This window comes from Vitiosangium sp. GDMCC 1.1324, assembly GCF_003044305.1.
Classification (GTDB): domain Bacteria; phylum Myxococcota; class Myxococcia; order Myxococcales; family Myxococcaceae; genus Archangium.
On the sequence record NZ_PZOX01000004.1, the window covers coordinates 104,615 to 122,471 of the forward strand.

A 17,857-nucleotide genomic window follows, 5' to 3' on the forward strand; every position below is an offset into this window, starting at 1 on the left:
CATGGCGGACATGCATGACCGAAACACAGCGCGGGAGTCACGGTGACGAGCAGGGCCTCGAGGCCCTGTACGGCTGGCTGGAGCGGGCAGGGGCCCACCATCCCAAGCTGCGCGTCATCCGCCTGCCTGGAGGCGAGCGTGGTGTCTTCACCCTGGCCGACGTCGCCCAAGGTGAAGTGGTCCTCCGGGTGCCCCGCGAGTGCCTGCTGACCACCGGGCTCGCCAGGTCTTCCGAGATCGGACGCCTCCTCGAGTCCCACCTCGAGGCCGAGAGCGATGAGCTGTACCTGGCCGCCTTCCTGCTCCAAGAGAAGCAGCGGGAGGGCTCCTTCTGGAGGCCCTACCTCGAGACGTTGCCCGCCAGCGTCCCCCACTCGCTCCTCTTCCTCGAGGAGCGCGAGCTCCAGCTGCTCCAGGGCTCCGCGGTGCTGGAGGAGCTCGAGGCGCGCAGAGAGATGCTCCATACCCAGCACGCCCTGCTCCGCGCGCACATCCCGGGTTGGGCCAGCCTCACCGCCACCGAGTTCCTCTGGGCCTGCGTTGTCGTCTCCAGCCGCAACTTCGGTGTGAAGCTGCGGGGGAACCCTGTCCGATGTCTCGCCCCACTGGCGGACATGCTCAACCACAAGACGTCTCCCGACGTCCACTGGGGGCTCTCGGAGGACGAAGAGTCATTCGAGATGGTCGCGCTCAAGGCCCTGCCAGCAGGCCAGGAGATTCACGACAGCTACGGCGCCAAGTCCAACCACCGGTTCCTGCTCCACTACGGGTTCGTGCTCGAAGACAACGAGCACGATGAGCTCGTCGTCCACCTGGGCATCCCCGAGGGCGATCCCTGGTCGGCCACGAAGCAGCGGCTGCTGGAACTGTCCTCCCCGTCCGAGCGCCGCCGCTTCCAGAGCCGCCTCCCCTACGGACACGAGTCGACACAGGAGATGTTCTCCTTTCTGCGCATAGCCTGCGCGGAAGCCGAAGAGCTCTCGAGGTTGTCGGTGACCCCCGGCGCGAGTGGAGGGCAGGTAGAACCCCTGAGCATCGCGAATGAAGAGCGGGTCCTCGCGGCCCTGGGTGCGGCCTGCGAAGCGCGGCTCTCGGGCTTCGATACGTCGCTCGAAGAAGATGAAAGACTCCTCGCGGAGGAACCCTCCTCGCGCAGCGTACGCAACTGCATCCTGATGAGACGGGAGGAGAAGCGGCTTCTGCACGCGTATGCCGAGCGGGTGCGGACGGGTGCACGGCTCTTGCGCAAGCCATGGCCGGAGCTCGAGCAACTCGCCGCGGGTGGCGGAACGGGCGGGGGCCCGCTCGACGACTACGCCCGGGAAGGGGTGCTCAAGGCCGTCCGCAACGACCCGTGGAACAGGCTGGAGCGAGCGGCGCGCCAGGGCCACCACTTCGGCTCGGTGGCCCTAGGGCCTCGCAGCAAGAGCAAGGGCCCGGGAAGGTAGGGCGGGAAGACCCCCTCGGGTTTCACGCCTTGTCGAGCGCCAGGGAGAGCACCTGCGCGGTGAAGTTCACCAGCGGGATGATGCGCTGGTAGTTCATCCGCGTGGGCCCGATGACGCCCACCGTGCCCAGTACCTGCTCGCGGCTGCCATACGGACTGGCGATGACCGTCACGTCGCCCGCCGAGGAGAACTCGCTCTCGGTGCCGATGAAGATCTGCATCTCGCGCGCCCGCTGCACCCGGTCCAGCAGCGCCAGCAGCTTGTGCTTCTCCCCGAGCGCCTTGAAGAGCGCGCGCATGCGCTCCACGTCGGCGAACTCGGGCTGCTCCAGGAACGAGCCCGTGCCCTCGATGAGCACCCGCTCCCCCGTCTGTAGATCCGTGGCCGCCGCGCCCAGCTTGAGCGCCTTGGCCGTCAGCGCGTTGTAGAGCGCCTGGTCATGATCCAGCTCGGCGCGGATCCGCTCGCGCGCCTCTTCCAGCGTCACCTCGTGCAGCAGCTCGGACAGGTAGTTGCTCGCCTTGAGCAGCTCGTCCGAGGTGACGGGGAAGTCCACCGACAACAACTTGTTGTGCACCTGGCCGTTCTGCCCCACCAGGATGGCCAGTACCCGGTCCTCCCGGAGCCGCACGAACTCGATCCGATGGAACACCGCCGCGTCCGGGCGCGGCGTGACGACGACCCCCGCGTGCCGCGTGAGCGAGTGCAGCAGGCGAGAGGCCTCGGCGAGCAGCTCCTCCATGCCGGACTCGTGCGCCAGCCCCGCGTGGATGAGCTCGCGGTCGCGCGGCGCGGGGTCCTTCAACCGCACCATCGTGTCCACGTAGAAGCGGTAGCCCCGATCCGTGGGCACCCGGCCTGCGGACGTGTGTGGCTTCTCCAGGAAGCCCAGCTCCTCGAGGTCCGCCAGCACATTGCGCAGCGTGGCCGAGGACACGTCAAACTCCGGCTTGCGCGCGAGGTGCTGGCTCCCGACGGGGCCACCCGTGGCGATGTATTCCTGAACGACGGCGCGGAGGACTTCCTTCTCGCGCTCACCCAGCTCCTCAGACATCCTTCCTCACGCTCCCCAATGGGGTTTCGCCCACGATGGTCGGCGAAAACATCGAGAATGCCCTGAAAGATTAAGAAGGTAGCGAGACCGGTTCAATCCCCTGCCAGGTGGGTAGGGGAGCGGGCAGGAAACCTCCAACCGGCCCGTCCGCTACCTGTCCCCACACGGCGCTCAGGGCGGTTGCGACCGGCAGGCCCGGTCCCACTCGCCCAGGAGTGCCGGGTCCAGGGCTTTCGCCGTCTGGGGGGAGAGTGTCCGGAAGTGTCGGCATCGCTCCTGGGGGTCCCTCTCCTGTTGGAAGTAGCGGGTCATGACGCGCGCCGCCTCGTCCGCCCTGCCCTGCTTCAGATAGAGGCGCTCCAGGGCGAGGTACGGCTCCGGAGGCATGGGGTTCTCCTGAATCTGGCGCTCCAGCTCCTGCGCGGCGGCGCCGTCCTGACCCTGGCGCTCCAACTCCTGCGCGCGCTCCAGGCGAGGCGTGCCGGAACAGGCGGCGCGAATTTCCCGGACCCGCTGTGCGAAACGGGCACCGATGCGCTCGTAGGGGTCGAGGTCCACGGTCTTGAAGACCTGACAGCGCTCGGCCCGGCTCTCGCCGCGAAGGGAGTCCCAGACGGCGTCATAGATCTCCGCCGCCTCGCGCACACGCCCCAGCTCGCCGAGCCTGCGCGCGAAGCGGATGTTGTCGAACGCGTCCGCACGCTCCTTGCTCGGGTTGAGCGAGAGGTGGAGGCGGTACTCGCGTATCGCCTCGTCCGTCCGGCCCTGGTCCAGCAACAGCCACGCCATGTCCTTGTGGGCCTCGGGGTGCTTGGGCTCGACATCCAGGGCGCGGCGCAGCAGTAGGAAGCGGGTGCCCGGGTCCCGAGTCAGCACGCTGAGCGCGTAGTACGGCCGCGCATCCGGGATGTCCTCGTCCACGAGCTGCTGGTAGAGGTCGAGCGAGCGCTGGCTGAGCCGGGCTCGCTCCGCGCTGCCCTCGGGCTGGCGGAAGGACTGGTTCCAGAGGGCATCCGCATGCGCGAGCCTCGCATCGAGCTGACTCGGGTCGTCACGCACGACGGCCTCGAGCTGGAGCACGGCCTTCCCGCACGTCGCGTCGTCGAAGTCCTCGGCCTGGCAACCCACCTTGAAGAGCGACAGGGCCTCGAGGGCTGCCGGAGAGGGCGGAGAGGGGACATAGGGCGCGGGCCGCCCGCGGGCCGGATGCGGGCTCGGAGCCGGGGTGGGTTGGGCCCCTGTGGTGGGCGGACTTCCCCCAGTGGCGGCCTCGCGCCCGGTAGTTGGCTGGCCTCCGGTAGTTGGCTGGCCTCCGGTAGTTGGCTGGCCTCCGGTAGTGGACTGAGCCCCCGTGGTGGGCGGACTTCCCCCGGTAGCGGCCTCGCCCGGGGTGGGTTGGCTCCCGCCGGTGGCGGGCTCGCTCCCGGTGGTGGGTTGGCCTCCGGCTGTGGGCTGGCTCGGGGTGGTCTCGCGCGGAGCCGGTGCGGGCTGGCTCTGAGCGGGCTGCTCTGGAACCGGGGTGCGCCGGTGGGCGCAGGAGGCGCCCAGGAGCATGGCGCTGGCGAGCAGAGGGACGATGTAACGACGCATGGGCAGGCTTCCTTTCCGGACCTCAGCGCTCGACATGGACATGGTCGGCCTCCGGGCTGTCGCACGGGAGGAAGCGGGCCGCGCCGTGCTCGGTGAAGGAGTTGCTCGTGCCGACGATGGCGTCTCCAGCCGCTTCGATGATGCACATCAACTGTTGCGACGTCTTCCCAGGGACGGACACCAGGCGCGGGTCGATGTCCAGCGCGCGCCCCTGGGTGTGGAAGCTGTTGAGGACGACGGAGCCGGCGGCACGGTTGCGCTGTGGGTTGCGGAAGGCACTGCTGACGAGGTCCCCCAGCTTCAACTGCGTCTGCCGGTTGTTGGCCCGCGTTTCAGCGATGCCATTGCGTCCGGCGAGGATGGGACCGGCGCACCTGCCACCCACCTGGACGCCCCCGCAGACATCGTCTCCCTGGGGGTCGGTATCCCCGAGCACCCCCACCGTGAGGATGGACGCTCCGGAAGACACCACCACCGTGCTCGGCGCCAGCCCGCGCGTTCCCACCGGCTTCTCCTGCACGTCATCGTTGAGGAGCGCATTGACCCGCTCCTGCATCTGGTCCAGCAGACTCGCCAGCCCGCCCGAGTCCTTCTCGGCGATGACGCTGTAGTTGCCGGTGTTGAAGGTGGTCCGGCCCGGGATGGAGATCTGAGCGCGGCTCGGCCGGAAGCTCGTTCCGAAGTCGATGTACTCCTGCCGCACGATGTCCTCCTCGTCCTGCCGGAGGAAGGTGGTGGGAGGCAGGCGGACCTGGAGCGTCTTCCCGCCCTCCAGGGGCAACAAGGCCACCAGCTCGTACTCCAGCGGGGGGTTGGGCGTGCGGCTGCCCGCCGTGCCCACGCGTGAGACGGCCTGGAAGACAGCGTCCAGCCCCTCGTGCGTGGAGGGAACGGCATCCCCCGTCTGCGGTTTCACCGGCTGGAGGCTCCACTGGATGTGGCTCTCGAGCTCCGCCGCGTTGCGCACGCGGCCCCGCGCGGTGATGGGGTCTCCCACCACGAAGGACGTGGTCTTCGGGGCGGCGGCTGCTCCCGCGTTCCCAATGGTCAACCCGGTCACCTCCAGGGAGATGTCCTTGCCGCCCTGCTTCGTGCCGTCCTGGCCCAGGGGTGCTGGCTCTCCCGAGCCCCCGGTCCCGGCTTGCTCGCCCGAACACTTGGAGCACGAAGCAGCAGCCAGTGCGATGCCGATGCAAGCGATGCCCGCCAGCCAACCCGCTCGGGGCTTGCGCATGTCCTGTTCCCTCCGCCGCCACCCTAGGGAGCGACCTCCAACGCCTCCATCGCGCCCGGGGGACGGGTGTCGCAGAACAGACGCGGCCCGCGCCCGATGTGAGCCAGGCGGCCATGCTCCTGCCCCGCAGGGTAGGCCGACGGAGTACATCGCGGGCCGGACGTCAGGGCGTTAAAAGCGCGGCGCCTTGTCCTCCGCCACCTCGTCGCTCTCCACCACGTCGCTGCCCGCGGACACCACTCCCGCCGACCCGAACCGTGGGTTGCTCCTCTTCTGTCTCTTCGCCCTCTATGTGGTCTGGGGCTCGACGTACCTGGCCATCCACTGGGCGCTGGAGGGGGGCTTCCCGCCCTTCCTCATGGCGGGGCTGCGCTTCACCCTGGCCGGCCTCATCCTCTACACCGTGCTGCGGCTGCGCGGGGATGCGCACCCCTCGGCGCGCCAGTGGGGAGCGGGCGCGGTCCTCGGCTTCCTGCTGCTGGTGATGGGCAACGGCTCCGTGGTCTTCGCGCAGCAGTGGGTGCCCTCGGGCGTGGCGGCGCTCGTGGTGGGCAGCGTGCCGCTGTGGACCGCGCTCTTCAGCGGACTCTTCGGCCAGTGGCCGGGACGCGCCGAGCGCTGGGGCCTGGCCATCGGCTTCTGCGGCATCATCCTGCTCAACCTCGGCAGCGACATGAGCGGCAACCTGTGGGCCGCCTTCGCGCTGCTGGTGGGCCCGGTGAGCTGGGCCTTCGGCTCCATCTGGTCTCGCCGGCTGCCCCTGGCTGCGGGGCTCATGTCCTCCGCCACGCAGATGCTCACCGGCGGCGCCATGTTCCTGCTGCTCAGCTTCGTCCGGGGCGAGCACCTGGCCGCGCTGCCACCCGCGCGCGCCCTGCTGTCCGTGGGCTACCTCGTCGTCTTCGGCTCGCTGGTGGCCTTCAGCGCCTACGGGTTCCTGCTGCGCAACGCCCGGCCCGCGGTCGCCACCAGCTACGCCTATGTCAACCCGATGGTGGCCGTGCTGCTGGGCTCCTTCTTCGCCGGCGAGTCGCTGAGTACCTTCGGCATGCTGGCCATGGGCGCCATCCTCGGAGCGGTGGTGCTCATCACCCGCGCCAGGCGCTGAGCGGCGTCCGGAGCCCCCGAGTGTCGTCACGCTGACGTGACAGCCCCGCGCACGTTCTGGGGCACGCGGTGTCTGTCTCGCCGCGTGTAGGTTCCTCTTTCCTCCGGCGGGGCACGTTCCTAGTGTCCGCGACGCCCCGGGAGTACCCACCCCCGGCAGGAAAGGATTCCGGAAACCATGACCACCAAGACGGCGAAGGACGTGTTGGCGTTGGCCAAGGAGCACGGCGCGCAGATGGTGAGCCTGCGCTTCATCGACTTCATCGGCCGTTGGCGCCATTTCGCGGTGCCCCTGCATGAGCTGAGCGAGGGCGTCTTCGAGGAGGGGCTCGGCTTCGACGGCTCGTCCATCAAGGGCTGGCTGGAGATCCACAACTCCGACATGCTGGTGATGCCGGACCCGAACACCGCGGTGATGGATCCGTTCACGCAGACGCCCACGCTGGTGCTGCTGTGCAACGTGAGCGATCCCATCACCAAGGAGCTGTACATGAGGGATCCGCGCAACATCGCCAACCGCGCGGAGAAGTACCTCAAGAGCACGGGCCTGGCGGACACGGCGTACTTCGGCCCCGAGGCCGAGTTCTTCATCTTCGACGGCGTGCGCTACAGCACGGACCCGTACCACATGTTCTTCGAGGTGGACTCCATCGAGGGAGCGTGGAACACGGGCCGCCAGGAGCCGGGCGGCAACCTGGGCTACAAGCCCAACTGGAAGGACGGCTACAACGCGGTGATGCCCACGGACGCGCACAACGACATGCGCGACGAGATGGTCCGCATCCTCGGGGAGGTGGGCATCACCGTGGAGCGCCAGCACCACGAGGTGGCGACGGCGGGCCAGTCGGAGATCGACTTCCGCTTCGACACGCTGGTGAAGACGGCGGACAACCTGATGTGGTTCAAGTACGTGCTCAAGAACGTGGCCGCGCGGCACGGCAAGTCGGTGACGTTCATGCCCAAGCCCCTGTACGGGGACAACGGCAGCGGCATGCACACGCACCAGTCGCTGTGGAAGGGCAACAAGCCGCTGTTCGCCGGCGACGGCTACGCGGGCATGAGCGAGATGGCGCTGCACTACATCGGCGGCATCCTCAAGCACGCGCGGGCGCTGGCGGCGCTGTGCAACCCGACGAACAACTCGTACAAGCGGCTGGTGCCGGGCTACGAGGCGCCGGTGAACCTGGCGTACTCCAGCCGCAACCGCAGCGCCTCCATCCGGATTCCCATGTTCAGCGCGAGCCCCAAGGCCAAGCGCCTGGAGTTCCGCTCGCCGGACCCGAGCTGCAACCCGTACCTGGCGTTCGCCGCGCAGCTCATGGCGGGCCTGGACGGCATCGAGAACAAGATCGACCCGGGCGAGCCGCTGGACAAGGACATCTACGGCCTGTCCCCCGAGGAGCTCAAGGACGTGCCGAAGATGCCGGGCTCGCTGGAGGAGGCGCTGGACTGCCTGAAGAAGGACCACAAGTTCCTGCTCAAGGGCGACGTCTTCAGCGAGGACTCGCTCACCAGCTGGATTGAGCAGAAGCAGAAGGAGGTGGACGCCATCCGCCTGCGTCCGCACCCGATGGAGTACCAGCTCTACTACGACATCTGAGCCCGCCTCCTCCAGGCTTCCACACGGGGCGCTTCCGGGAGACCGGGGCGCCCCGTCGCCATTCGGGTGCCCCCGCCTTCCGGGCAGGCTCAGAGGAAGTCGTCGAGCCACCACACGAGCAGGCCCATGACCAGGGCCGAGCCCACGACGAGTCCCGCTGACGCGAGGAACGAAAGACCCCGGGCGCGCGCGAGGCCGAGGCCGATCACCGTGCCGATGAAGGCCCCCTTTCCGAAACGGATCTTCGCATCCAGACGGTACAACCAGAAGCCGCCCTTGTCCGGGAACTCGAGGGGCTCGCGCGCGAGCGAGGTGGAGTCCAACGGTGCGAGCTTGCGCTGCTCGCGGGCACGATTGAGATGGTGGAGCGCACGCTGGAAGGCGGCATCCGCCTCGCGTGCGCGGGAGTTGGCATCGGCCAGCGCGGTCTCCATCCGCGTGCGCTCCTGCTTCTCCTGTGAGGAGAGCTGTTCCAACCGGGCCACTTCGGCACGGTTGCGGGCCAGATCGTCCTTCACCTCACGCAGTTCCGTCTGGAGCCGCTCCAAGGTGTCTCGCAGTGCTCTGTCTTCCGCAGCCATGAGAGCAGATTATCCCAGCCCTCCAGGCAGGCGTTCCCGGAACTCCGGCGAGGACGATGGCCCGGTGTCAGCGGAGCCGGGATAATGCGTGCGCTACATCCTCACACCATTCCCTCTTCCGGAGACCCTCCATGTCCCTCCTTCGCGCGCCCGTCGCCGCGCGGCTGCTCGGTGCGCTGCTGCTGTGCCTGGCACCCCTGGCCCCCGCGGCCGAGCCGGCCACGCCCCCGGCACGTACCGTCTTCCCCGCTCCGCTGCTCCACTCGGAGGACATCACCTACACCGTGGTGCTCTACCACCCCACCCCGCCCAAGGGCGACGTGGTGGCCGATGCGCGCAAGCTGCTGACGTCGAAGTACAAGGAGCTCGCCTCCACGTGGAAGCCCGGCGCGCCCGCCCCCGAGGTCGACATCCGGCCGGTACCCACGGAGGAGCTCGAGCCCATCGAGGAGTACTACCTGCGCTACTTCGGCCGGAGGCTGAATCAGAGCGAGCGCAAGGGCCTGATGGGGGCGAAGCACGCCACGAAGCTGTCCTTCCACGTGCCGTTCGCCCGGCGCAACGAGGCGCTCCTGGCGGCCACCCGCTTCGCCCATCAGCTCGCGTCCGAGCGCGGCGCCATCCTGTGGGACGCCGAGACGCGCGAGTACTACTCACCCCAGCGCTGGAAGGAGGAGCGGCTGGACGGCTGGAGCAGCGGCGCCCCCATCATGTCGGCGCACATCACCATGCACGCGTACGGCGAGGGCGAGAGCATTCGCATCATCACCCTCGGGATGGCGAAGTTCGGCCTGCCGGACCTCGTGGTGGAGCAGGTTCCGCAATCCATGACGCGCGAGATGGGAAAGCTCGTCAACGGCGTGGCGCAGTTGCTGGCCGAGGGCCTCGAGCTGCCGGAGAACGGGACCCTGGACGTGGACCTGACGCGCGTGAAGAACGCCACGGCGCGCAGCCAGCTCGAGGCCAAGGGACGGAAGGACGCGAGCAAGAGCGTGAAGCTGCGGGCCTTCGAGGCCAACCGGGACAAGGGCGACCCGGAGAACCATCTGATCGAGCTCGCCTTCCCCGGCAGCGGGACGACGCACGCGCGGCAGTTGGCGGCGCTCGACGCGCTCTTCGGGAAGGCTCCCGACAGCATCACGCCGGTCAAGCCGGGGGACCCCGAGCTGGAGGCGGTGGCGACCAAGGCCCGCGCCCGGTTGAACGAGCTGCGGCCGCGCGTGGAGAAGGGACTGCACCCTCCCGAGGAACTGACGGTCAAGGCGGGCTTCCCCACCGATGACGGCAGCTCCGAGCACATGTGGTTCGTGGTCACCGGGTGGGACAAGGACGGGCTGCGCGGCACGCTCGCCAACGAGCCGTTCAGCGTGAAAGGGCTGCGCCGCGGCTCGCTCGTGAGCGTCCCCCTGAAGGATGTGGACGACTACATCTATACCCGCGCCGACGGGACCGAGGAGGGCGGAGAGAGCAGCCGCATCCTCATGCGCCGCGAAGAGGGCCGCTGAGCCACGCGCCTCGAGGGTCATGCGGGAACGGTCACGGGCCAGACGGCGGCCGGTGATAGAGAGCACCGCATGAACCCTCCGGTCTCGCGGAAATGGCTCGCGCTCATCGGCGTGCTGATGAGCGCATGCGTCACCTCGGCGCCCGCCGTGCGTGGGGATGACGAAGCGCCCGAGACCGTGTCCGCCTCATGGGAAGAGGCCCGCGCGGACCCGAGCTGCGTGGTGCCGCTGTGCGACGAGGAGCGCTGCGCGCTCTGGCGCTGCCAGGACGTGGTGGAGGTGGACGTCCACCCCGTGCTGCTGGCGCAGGTGACGCTCCCGGTTGAGCCTCCGGTGCTGGAGCCAGCGCCGATGCTCCGCTCCCCCGGGGTGGACAATCCCAGCCGCTGGTGGGGTGTCCCCCTGGGCGCGCCCGCGGGGCGGGAGCCCGTCTTCGAAATCCCCTGGCACAACTGGAGGGAGCGGGAGAGCCAGCGGCTCGCACAGAAGACGTACCGCCATTACTGCATCCAGGGTCCGCGCGAGCCCTACGAGAAGCATCACATCTTTCCTCAAGAAGAAGACCTGGCCATATGGTTCGACCGCAATGGCATTGACATCCACGCCTTCACCATCCGCCTGCCCAGGAGTTTCCACCAATGGTTGCACAGTGGAGGGCCCCGAGGCGGGCAATGGAACGAAGCGTGGCGGCAGTTCGCGAGAGAAAAGGGCAAGGACGTCACACCGGAGGACATCTGGCGGTTCGCGGGCGAGCTCATGATGCGGTTCGGTGTGAACGGCCCACTCGTCCCCTACTATTGTGATTGAGAAGAGGGTAAGCACACGCATGCAGTACTTCGCCATCGATGAAGACAAGTCCGCTGGCTACACAGGCTTCATCAACGCCGCGCACAAATGGGGGCTTCCAGGAGTCCGCAACTGCCCTGCCTGCAAGACCACCTGGAGTTCCATACTCGCGTATCCCTCCGTGGATCTGACCCCGGTGGCCGCCCTGGCCGACTTCGAGAAGGCCCGGGCCGAGCCCATTGAGGAGTATGAGCGGTTGCGCGAGCTGGTACGTCCCCTGCTGCCTCCCGGTGCGCTGTTGGAACCCGGAACGACCTTTGGCCCCGCGGTCGGTACTGCCCAGGGCAGCTTCGGGTCGTTCACCATGAGCTGCCTCGGGGCGTTGAGGGTACGGCGCGAGGCTCTGGAGAAGCTCCAGGCCGAGGGACTCCGAGGACTCAAGGGCTGCCGCATGCAGGTGCGCTTCCGCCAGCGCAACTCGCCCGACCTGCTCGAGCTGGAACTCCTCCCCGTGGGCCGTCTGCACCCCGACTGCCTGCCACCAAACTCCCCTCCGCCCTGCCCTCGCTGTAGTCGGCCTCAAGTCCACAAGCCCAAGAAACTCCTGCTGGACGCCCGCACGTTTCCCGCCGACCTGGATCTGTTCCGGTTGGCGGACTACTCCATTGAGATCTGCACCGAGCGCTTCGCCGACGCCTACCGGCGCCTGGGACTGGATGGCCTTGTCTTCAAGCCCGTGCCTATCGCGTAGGTATGGGTGGCCCCCAGGCGGACTCGGGGTCCTGCAGCGCGGCGCCGATGTGATGCAGGACGCGTGAGACGAGCTCGTGGTCCAGCAGACGGGCGTCGAAGGTGCAAGAGAGGGTCATCAGCTTGCCGGGAACGAGCGAGTCCCCCTCGAGCACGGGAGCGTCACGCACGGCGCCGGGAGCGAGGTAGAGGGCGACGCGGGTGTAGGGCACCATGGCCAGCCAGGCCCGCTCGAGCCCGAGTGAGCCCACGTTGGACACGGCGATGGAGCCGAAGGGATCTCTCGGCATGCCCACCCACGCGAGGTCCACGTTGAGGGTGTACCAGACGAAGGAGAGCAGCCGGAGGATGGCATTCATGAAGATGCCGGGGACGAGCGAGGAGCGCCGCTTGCCCCGCTCGATGACGGTGTCACGGCGGTGGCGGACCTGCTGGACACGCGCCTCCATCGCGGCGGCGAAGCCCTGGAGCGAGAGCACATCCGCATCGGGAACGGTGGCGGTGGTGAGGTCCACCCGGCCGAGGGGCTCGGGTTGGACGACGAGGACGCAGACGCTCACCCGTTTGCGGAGCCAGGGACGGTTCCACCGCAGGATGGCATTGGCCTCGGGGTAGCGGCGCACCGCATCGGCGGCGGCCTTGGCCACCAGGTGGGTCACCGTGAGGCGCTGGCCCGAGCCGGCGCGGATGGCCTCCACGTACGCGAGCGCGCGCTCCATGCGCACCTCGATGGCGGCATAGGCGCTCGGGTCCCTGGGAGACACGTAGGCGCCGAGGGCGAGCCGCCGCAGGAGGGACCTCGAAAGCGTGGGATGGGGAGAGAAACTCACAGGTTCGCGAGCCCTCTACCACCGGTCGTCGGTGAAGAGGCAGTCGATCAACTTCGCGTCGCCGAGGCTTGTGTTGCGAACCTGGATGTCGGGCACGGGCGTGAAGAGCGTCTCGTTGGGCAGGCGATGGACGTTGAGCACGTCCCTCACGATGGCCTCGACCTTGTCCGCATAGGGCTTCGTCTCAGGGATGTCCTCGTAGAAGCGCGTCGAGGGCGAGGCCGTCTTTCCAGCGTATTGCTGAAACGAACTGTAGAGGACGTAGACGGGCGCGAGGATGCTCACCAGGACGACCACTGCACGCGCTTCCTCGACCCCCCCAGGGAGTTTCCGAGCCTCCGGCAGGTACACCCGGACGCGCCAGCAGTTGTCGTCTGAGAAGAGCGCGGTCCAGTCCTCCACCTTGCACTCCGGTAGCGCCTCGCGCAACCGGGCGAGCAGCATCTTCCACCGCATCGGGTTCTTCAGCGCGTGCTCACGAAGCGCCAACATGCGCTGGTACTGCTCTGAGTCATCATAGCCCTCTTCGCCACCGTACAGATTGATGGGGTAGTAGCGGTGGACCAACTCGATGAGCCGCGAGGCGGAGAAGTCCTCAGTCATGGCACTCGATCCAAGACAAGGGTGAAGAGCTCAAGGGGCGTTCCCTTTCATGTCGATGAATCTACGGACTCGCGCTCCTGGAATGGAGCTCTCCAATATCTTCCGCATCTCCTCATAAAACCTCAGACACATTGCCGCCGACACGAGCCCTTGTGGAAGCACTCGCTCGACCGCGGCGTCTGCCGCTTTCGCGGCCTCCTGCTGAGCGAACTCGTCAGTAACGGGGCCGAAGCGGTTGACCTCCGGCACCTCGACCTGGACCTGGCAGGGAACCATCCGCAGTCCCTCGTCCGACTTGCGGACCAGGTTGATGATGACCCGCGCGGCCTTCCACCCACCGGGCTCCAGCGCATCGGGTGGCACGTAGGGCTCGAACATGAACTGCAACGGTGAGATGCCACCCCCACCGCCGTCTCCGCCGACGAACGATACGCACGCCGTCGTGAAGAACAGGACGACAAGGCCGAGCAGCAAGGCGGAACGCAGCATCACCACCTCCCGGAGCACAGTTCAGGAAGACGCTACTCGGAGCCCGTGCGACCCGGTTGTCACAAGCCAGTCCCCGCCATCCGCCACGTCCACCTCCTGACGTGCCCTCCACTGCTCGGTGGCGCACACTCCCACCGCCCGTCATAGATGCGGCATGCGCACCAGCCTCGTGCTCTCCACCCTGCTGCTGTTCCTCGCCGCCTGCTCCGGCTGCCGCAAGAGCCAGGCGAAGCAGTTGACCGCCCCCGACTGCATCCTCGTCGAGGATGACTTCGGCCCCAACGGCACCGTGCCCATCACCGTCGACGTCGTCGCCGAGGGACTCGAGGTGCCCTGGGGCATCGCCTGGCTCCCGGGAGGCGATGCGCTCGTCACCGAGCGCCCCGGCCGCATCCGCCTGCTGCACAACGGCACGCTCCAGCCCGCTCCCGTCGCCACCGTGAACATCGCCGACAGCAGCGAGGGCGGTCTGCTCGGCATCGCCGCCCATCCCGACTTCGCCACCAACCGCCAGTTCTACGTCTACGTCACCAACGACGAGCAGGGCTCGGCGCGCAACCACGTGGAGCGCTGGACCCTCTCCGCGGACCACGCCACCGCAACCTTCGACCGCGTCATCTTCGGCGGCATCCCCGCGGCCGTGTACCACGATGGTGGGCGCATCCGCTTCGGACCGGACGGCATGCTCTATGTCGGCACGGGTGACGCCCGCGAGCCGAGCAACTCGCAGAACGTAGACACCCCCTCCGGCAAGCTGCTGCGCCTCACCCCCGAGGGCGAGGTCCCCTCGGACAATCCCTTCCCGGGCAAGCCCGTCTTCCTGCTCGGCATCCGCAACACCCAGGGGTTCGACTGGAAGGACCGCGATACGCTCTACGTCACCGACCACGGGCCCAGCGGCGAGACGTTCCGCCGCGGCCATGACGAGGTCAACGTGGTGCGCAAGGGAGAGAACCTCGGCTGGCCCACCATCTACAGCTGCGAGTCCTCCGAGGGACTCATCACCCCATCCCTCACCTGGGACGACGCGGCGCCCCCGGGCGGTGCCGCCATCTACACTGGGACCGCCATCCCCGAGTGGAAGGGCTCGCTGCTCATTGGCACGCTCGGCTCGAAGCACCTGCACCGCGTGGTCTTCTCCCAGGAGAATCCCCGGCAGGTCGCCCAGCATGAGGTGTACCTGCGCAACGAGTGGGGCCGCCTGCGCGAAACCATCATGGGCCCGGACGGCCACCTCTACGTCACCACCAGCAACTGCGATGGCCGCGGGGACTGCCAGAAGCGCAAGGACGTCATCCTGCGCATCCGCCGCTGAACCCGGACAGGAGCGACCAGGCTCACCGCGTCGACATGCAGCAAGCGACAGGATGAGCCGTTTCATGGCCCCCAAACCGGAGGCTCCACTCCATCCTGCCCGCCGCTCCGCTCCCAGGGCACCCGAGCCGGGGCTCGCCGCCCCCGTCCCTCCACGCAATCAACTCGTGCGGAGACCGCGCGCATCTGCGAGTCTTGGGCCCGCGTGCACCTCGAGATGCCCCTCATCATCGGCCTGATGGTGGCCGCCAGCTCGCTCGCCATCGCCGCCAAGCGCGTTCGTATCCCTTACAACGTCGCGCTGGTGGTCGGTGGCCTGCTCATCTCCGTGGGAGGCATCCTCCCGGGTGTCCCTCCACTCAACCCGGAGGTCGTCTTCCTCGTCTGCCTGCCGCTGCTCCTCTTCGAGGGCGGCATCACCGCGGACGTGGCCAATGTGCGCGCCAACCTCCTGCCCATCGCCATGCTGGCCACCCTGGGCATGGTGCTGGCCATTGCTGCCACCGGCACGGCGCTCCACTTCGCCCTGGCGCTCGCCTGGGGGCCTGCCCTGCTGCTCGGGGCCATGCTCGCCGTCACCGACACCGTCTCCATCCTCTACGCCTTCCGCCGCGCGCCCGTGCCCCGGCGCCTCTCCGGCATCATGCAGGGCGAGAGCCTCTTCAACGACGGCACCGCGCTCGTGGCCTACGCGGCCATCGCCAGCGTGGTGGTGGGCGGCGAGGCCTCGCCGTCCCTGCCGCTGATCGGCGCCAAGGTGCTGGGGGCCACCGTGGGTGGACTGGCCATCGGCCTCGCCCTGGGACTGGTGGCCGGCTTCATCATCCGCCACACCGAGGATCCGCTCGCGGAAATCATGGTGACCACGGCGCTGGCCTTCGCCGCCTTCGTCATTGGCGAGCAGCTCCACCTGTCGGGCGCCATCGCGGCGGTGACGGCCGGCCTGAGCACGGGCATCAACCTGCGGCGCCACGTGGCCCCGCAGAGCCAGGTGGCCATCCACACCTTCTGGGAGTACGCCACCTTCGGGGTGAACACCTTCCTCTTCCTGTCGGTGGGGCTCACCACCCGGCCGGAGACGCTGGTGCGCTACATGCCCCAGACGGTGCTCGCGGTGGCCTGCGTCTTCGCCGGGCGCGCGGTGGCCATCTACCTCCCCTTCCTCGTGCTGCGCCTGACGCGCCCCTCCGAGGCCGTCCCCCTGCGCTGGCAGCACGTCTTCATCCTCGGCAACATCAAGGGCGCGCTCTCCATCGGCCTGGCGCTCGGCCTGCCGGAGGCCACGCCCTCGCGCGAGCTGCTGGTGGCCATCGCCTTCGGCGTCACCTTCCTGTCCCTGGTGGTCCAGGGGTTGATGCTCTCGGGCATCCTCAAGCGGCTCGGCCTCTTCCGGGAGGATCCGGTGGCCTACGCGGTGGCCGAGCAGCAGGCGCGCCTCATCGCCAACCGTGCCGCGCGCCAGGAGCTGGAGACGCTGCACGACCAGGGGCTCATCCCCCGCGCGGCCTACGAGCACCTGCGCAGCGACTACCAGGTGGGCATCGCCAGCGCCGAGCGCGAGCTGCGCCGGCTCAGCGAGCAGCACCTGGCGCAGGGGGCGAAGATCGTCCTGGCCACGCGCCGCCGCCTCATCGACGCGGAGCGCACGGCGCTGTTGTCGGCCCGGCGCGCGGGGCTCATTCCGGAGGCCACCGCCGAGGCACAGCTCTCGAAGCTGGACGAGCGCACACTCGAGCTGGAGCACGTGCTGTCGGACGCCCATGACGACGCGGCGGGCGACGGGAGGAAGGCGTCATGAAGATTCTCATCGCGGGCGGTGGACGGGTGGGCGGCACGCTGGCGGCGCGGCTGGTGGCGGAGCACCACCATGTGACGGTGGTGGATCGCGACCAGGTCACCTGCAACCGGCTCTTCGAGGACATTGGAGTGGTGACGGTGTGCGGGGACGCGAACGACCCGTATGTGCTGGAGTCGGCGGGCATCTCCAGCGCGGACATCGCGGCCGGAGTGCTGGCGCGAGACGCGGAGAACCTGGCCTTCGCGACGCTGGTGCGATCCATGAGTAGCGCGCGCGTCATGGTGCGCATGCTGGACAGCCGCTACCGTCAGGCCTACCGGCTCGCCGGGGTGAGCGAGCTGGTAGAGGAGGCCGAGGTCGTGGTGGCGAAGATGACCACGGCCATGGACTTTCCGCAGGTGGCGGGGTCGCTGCCGTTGGCGGCCGGGCACGCCATCCTCTTCGAGCTGGAGGTGAGCGCGAAGGCGCTGGTAGCGGGCCGGACGGTGGCGCAGGTGCGCAGCCTGCCCGACTTCCCGCGCGAGTGCGTGTTCATCGGACTGGTGGACCCGGAAGGCCGCATCACCCTGCCGGACGGGAACACGACGCTGCGCGCGGGACACACCATCATCCTCGTGGCCCGCCGCGCCGAGCTGGCCCGGGCCGTGGAGTGCCTCACCAGCGAGCCCCAGCGCGCGTCCGACACGCCGCTCGCCGAGATGCTGCGCCGGGTAGACTTCCTCGCGCCGCTGAACGACGAGGAGCTGACCACGGTGGCGCGAGGCGCCGAGTACCTGCGCAAGGAGGCCGGCGAGGCCATCTTCAAGAAGGGCGACGCGGGCGAGGCGTTCTATGTCGTGGTCTCCGGCCAGGTGAGCCTGCTGGCCGAGGGTGGACGCGTGGTGGAGGTGGTGAAGCCCGGGGGCTTCTTCGGAGAGATCGCCCTGCTTACTGGCGAGCCTCGCTCCACGAGCGCCGTGGCCGCCAACCTGTGCGAGCTGGCCAGCGTGGGCCGCGATGATTTCCGGGGCGTGGTGATGGCCAACCCCGCCATGGCGCTGGAGATGAGCCGCATCCTCGGCCAGCGGCTGGCGAAGATGGCGCAGCAGGACCGCGGACCCCAGAAGCGCAAGGGCTTCTTCGGGCGCTGAGGGCCTGACGGACACACGGACAGCCGTCGAGAAGCACC

The 17,857-nt window shown here is 68.6% G+C and carries 16 protein-coding genes; 9 read left to right on the plus strand and 7 right to left on the minus strand.

Going from position 1 to position 17,857, the window contains the following annotated elements:
- The first annotated feature begins 14 nt into the window (after positions 1 to 14).
- Positions 15 to 1,448 (plus strand): SET domain-containing histone-lysine N-methyltransferase, encoded by a 1,434-nt coding sequence (locus DAT35_RS13090; RefSeq protein ID WP_158501680.1) that lies wholly within the window; start codon positions 15 to 17, stop codon positions 1,446 to 1,448.
- A 22-nt stretch (positions 1,449 to 1,470) separates the two neighbouring features.
- On the opposite strand, the gene hrcA is transcribed toward DAT35_RS13090, so the two are convergent.
- The 3 genes from hrcA to DAT35_RS13105 all read right to left on the minus strand — a co-directional run bounded on the left by hrcA (position 1,471) and on the right by DAT35_RS13105 (position 5,326).
- The gene (gene hrcA / locus DAT35_RS13095) at positions 1,471 to 2,502 is read right to left on the minus strand and encodes a heat-inducible transcriptional repressor HrcA (RefSeq protein ID WP_108067333.1); all 1,032 of its coding nucleotides are present in this window, start codon (positions 2,500 to 2,502) and stop codon (positions 1,471 to 1,473) included.
- Positions 2,503 to 2,673: 171 nt separating this feature from the next.
- Positions 2,674 to 4,092, minus strand: a complete 1,419-nt coding sequence (locus tag DAT35_RS13100) for a tetratricopeptide repeat protein (RefSeq protein WP_146209689.1) — start codon at positions 4,090 to 4,092, stop codon at positions 2,674 to 2,676.
- 22 nt (positions 4,093 to 4,114) lie between these two features.
- Positions 4,115 to 5,326: a hypothetical protein gene (locus DAT35_RS13105; protein WP_158501681.1), complete on the minus strand. Its 1,212-nt coding sequence runs from the start codon at positions 5,324 to 5,326 to the stop codon at positions 4,115 to 4,117.
- A 187-nt stretch (positions 5,327 to 5,513) separates the two neighbouring features.
- Between DAT35_RS13105 and yedA the strand changes: the two genes are divergently transcribed.
- Positions 5,514 to 6,434 carry a drug/metabolite exporter YedA gene (gene yedA / locus DAT35_RS13110; protein ID WP_108067336.1) on the plus strand — a complete coding sequence of 307 codons (921 nt, stop codon included), beginning with the start codon at positions 5,514 to 5,516 and terminating at the stop codon, positions 6,432 to 6,434.
- A gap of 177 nt (positions 6,435 to 6,611) precedes the next feature.
- Entirely contained in the window at positions 6,612 to 8,033 is a 1,422-nt protein-coding gene (glnA, locus tag DAT35_RS13115) for a type I glutamate--ammonia ligase (RefSeq protein ID WP_108067337.1), read from the plus strand.
- Positions 8,034 to 8,122: 89 nt separating this feature from the next.
- On the opposite strand, the gene DAT35_RS13120 is transcribed toward glnA, so the two are convergent.
- On the minus strand, positions 8,123 to 8,614 hold the full coding sequence (locus DAT35_RS13120) for a hypothetical protein (RefSeq protein ID WP_108067338.1): 492 nt from the start codon (positions 8,612 to 8,614) through the stop codon (positions 8,123 to 8,125).
- Positions 8,615 to 8,745: 131 nt separating this feature from the next.
- Here DAT35_RS13120 and DAT35_RS13125 point away from each other — a divergent pair, with 131 nt between their 5' ends.
- The 3 genes from DAT35_RS13125 (at position 8,746) to DAT35_RS13135 (ending at position 11,656) form a co-directional block, all read left to right on the plus strand.
- Positions 8,746 to 10,119 carry a DUF2314 domain-containing protein gene (locus tag DAT35_RS13125; protein WP_158501682.1) on the plus strand — a complete coding sequence of 458 codons (1,374 nt, stop codon included), beginning with the start codon at positions 8,746 to 8,748 and terminating at the stop codon, positions 10,117 to 10,119.
- 69 nt (positions 10,120 to 10,188) lie between these two features.
- Complete coding sequence (locus DAT35_RS13130) at positions 10,189 to 10,926, plus strand: TIGR02269 family lipoprotein (protein ID WP_233261452.1); 738 nt, start codon at positions 10,189 to 10,191, stop codon at positions 10,924 to 10,926.
- Positions 10,927 to 10,945: 19 nt separating this feature from the next.
- Entirely contained in the window at positions 10,946 to 11,656 is a 711-nt protein-coding gene (locus DAT35_RS13135) for a double-CXXCG motif protein (RefSeq protein WP_108067340.1), read from the plus strand.
- Here DAT35_RS13135 and DAT35_RS13140 read toward each other — a convergent pair.
- From DAT35_RS13140 to DAT35_RS13150, 3 genes are read right to left on the minus strand one after another with little or no spacing between them, the layout of a single operon-like run.
- A complete protein-coding gene (locus tag DAT35_RS13140) occupies positions 11,646 to 12,485 on the minus strand; it encodes a 2-oxo acid dehydrogenase subunit E2 (RefSeq protein WP_233261453.1) in 840 nt (279 codons plus the stop codon). The genes DAT35_RS13135 and DAT35_RS13140 overlap by 11 nt on opposite strands.
- 15 nt (positions 12,486 to 12,500) lie before the next feature.
- On the minus strand, positions 12,501 to 13,088 hold the full coding sequence (locus tag DAT35_RS13145) for a hypothetical protein (RefSeq protein WP_108067341.1): 588 nt from the start codon (positions 13,086 to 13,088) through the stop codon (positions 12,501 to 12,503).
- A 30-nt stretch (positions 13,089 to 13,118) separates the two neighbouring features.
- Entirely contained in the window at positions 13,119 to 13,577 is a 459-nt protein-coding gene (locus tag DAT35_RS13150; RefSeq protein ID WP_108067342.1) for a hypothetical protein, read from the minus strand.
- Positions 13,578 to 13,731: 154 nt separating this feature from the next.
- On the opposite strand from DAT35_RS13150, the gene DAT35_RS13155 reads away from it, so the two are divergent.
- From DAT35_RS13155 to DAT35_RS13165, 3 genes are all read left to right on the plus strand, one after another.
- Positions 13,732 to 14,892 carry a sorbosone dehydrogenase family protein gene (locus DAT35_RS13155; protein ID WP_108067343.1) on the plus strand — a complete coding sequence of 387 codons (1,161 nt, stop codon included), beginning with the start codon at positions 13,732 to 13,734 and terminating at the stop codon, positions 14,890 to 14,892.
- Between the two features lie 204 nt (positions 14,893 to 15,096).
- A complete protein-coding gene (locus DAT35_RS13160; protein ID WP_108067344.1) occupies positions 15,097 to 16,689 on the plus strand; it encodes a sodium:proton antiporter in 1,593 nt (530 codons plus the stop codon).
- Complete coding sequence (locus DAT35_RS13165; RefSeq protein WP_108067345.1) at positions 16,686 to 17,819, plus strand: NAD-binding protein; 1,134 nt, start codon at positions 16,686 to 16,688, stop codon at positions 17,817 to 17,819. Before DAT35_RS13160 ends, DAT35_RS13165 begins: the two co-directional genes overlap by 4 nt.
- Positions 17,820 to 17,857: the final 38 nt, after the last annotated feature.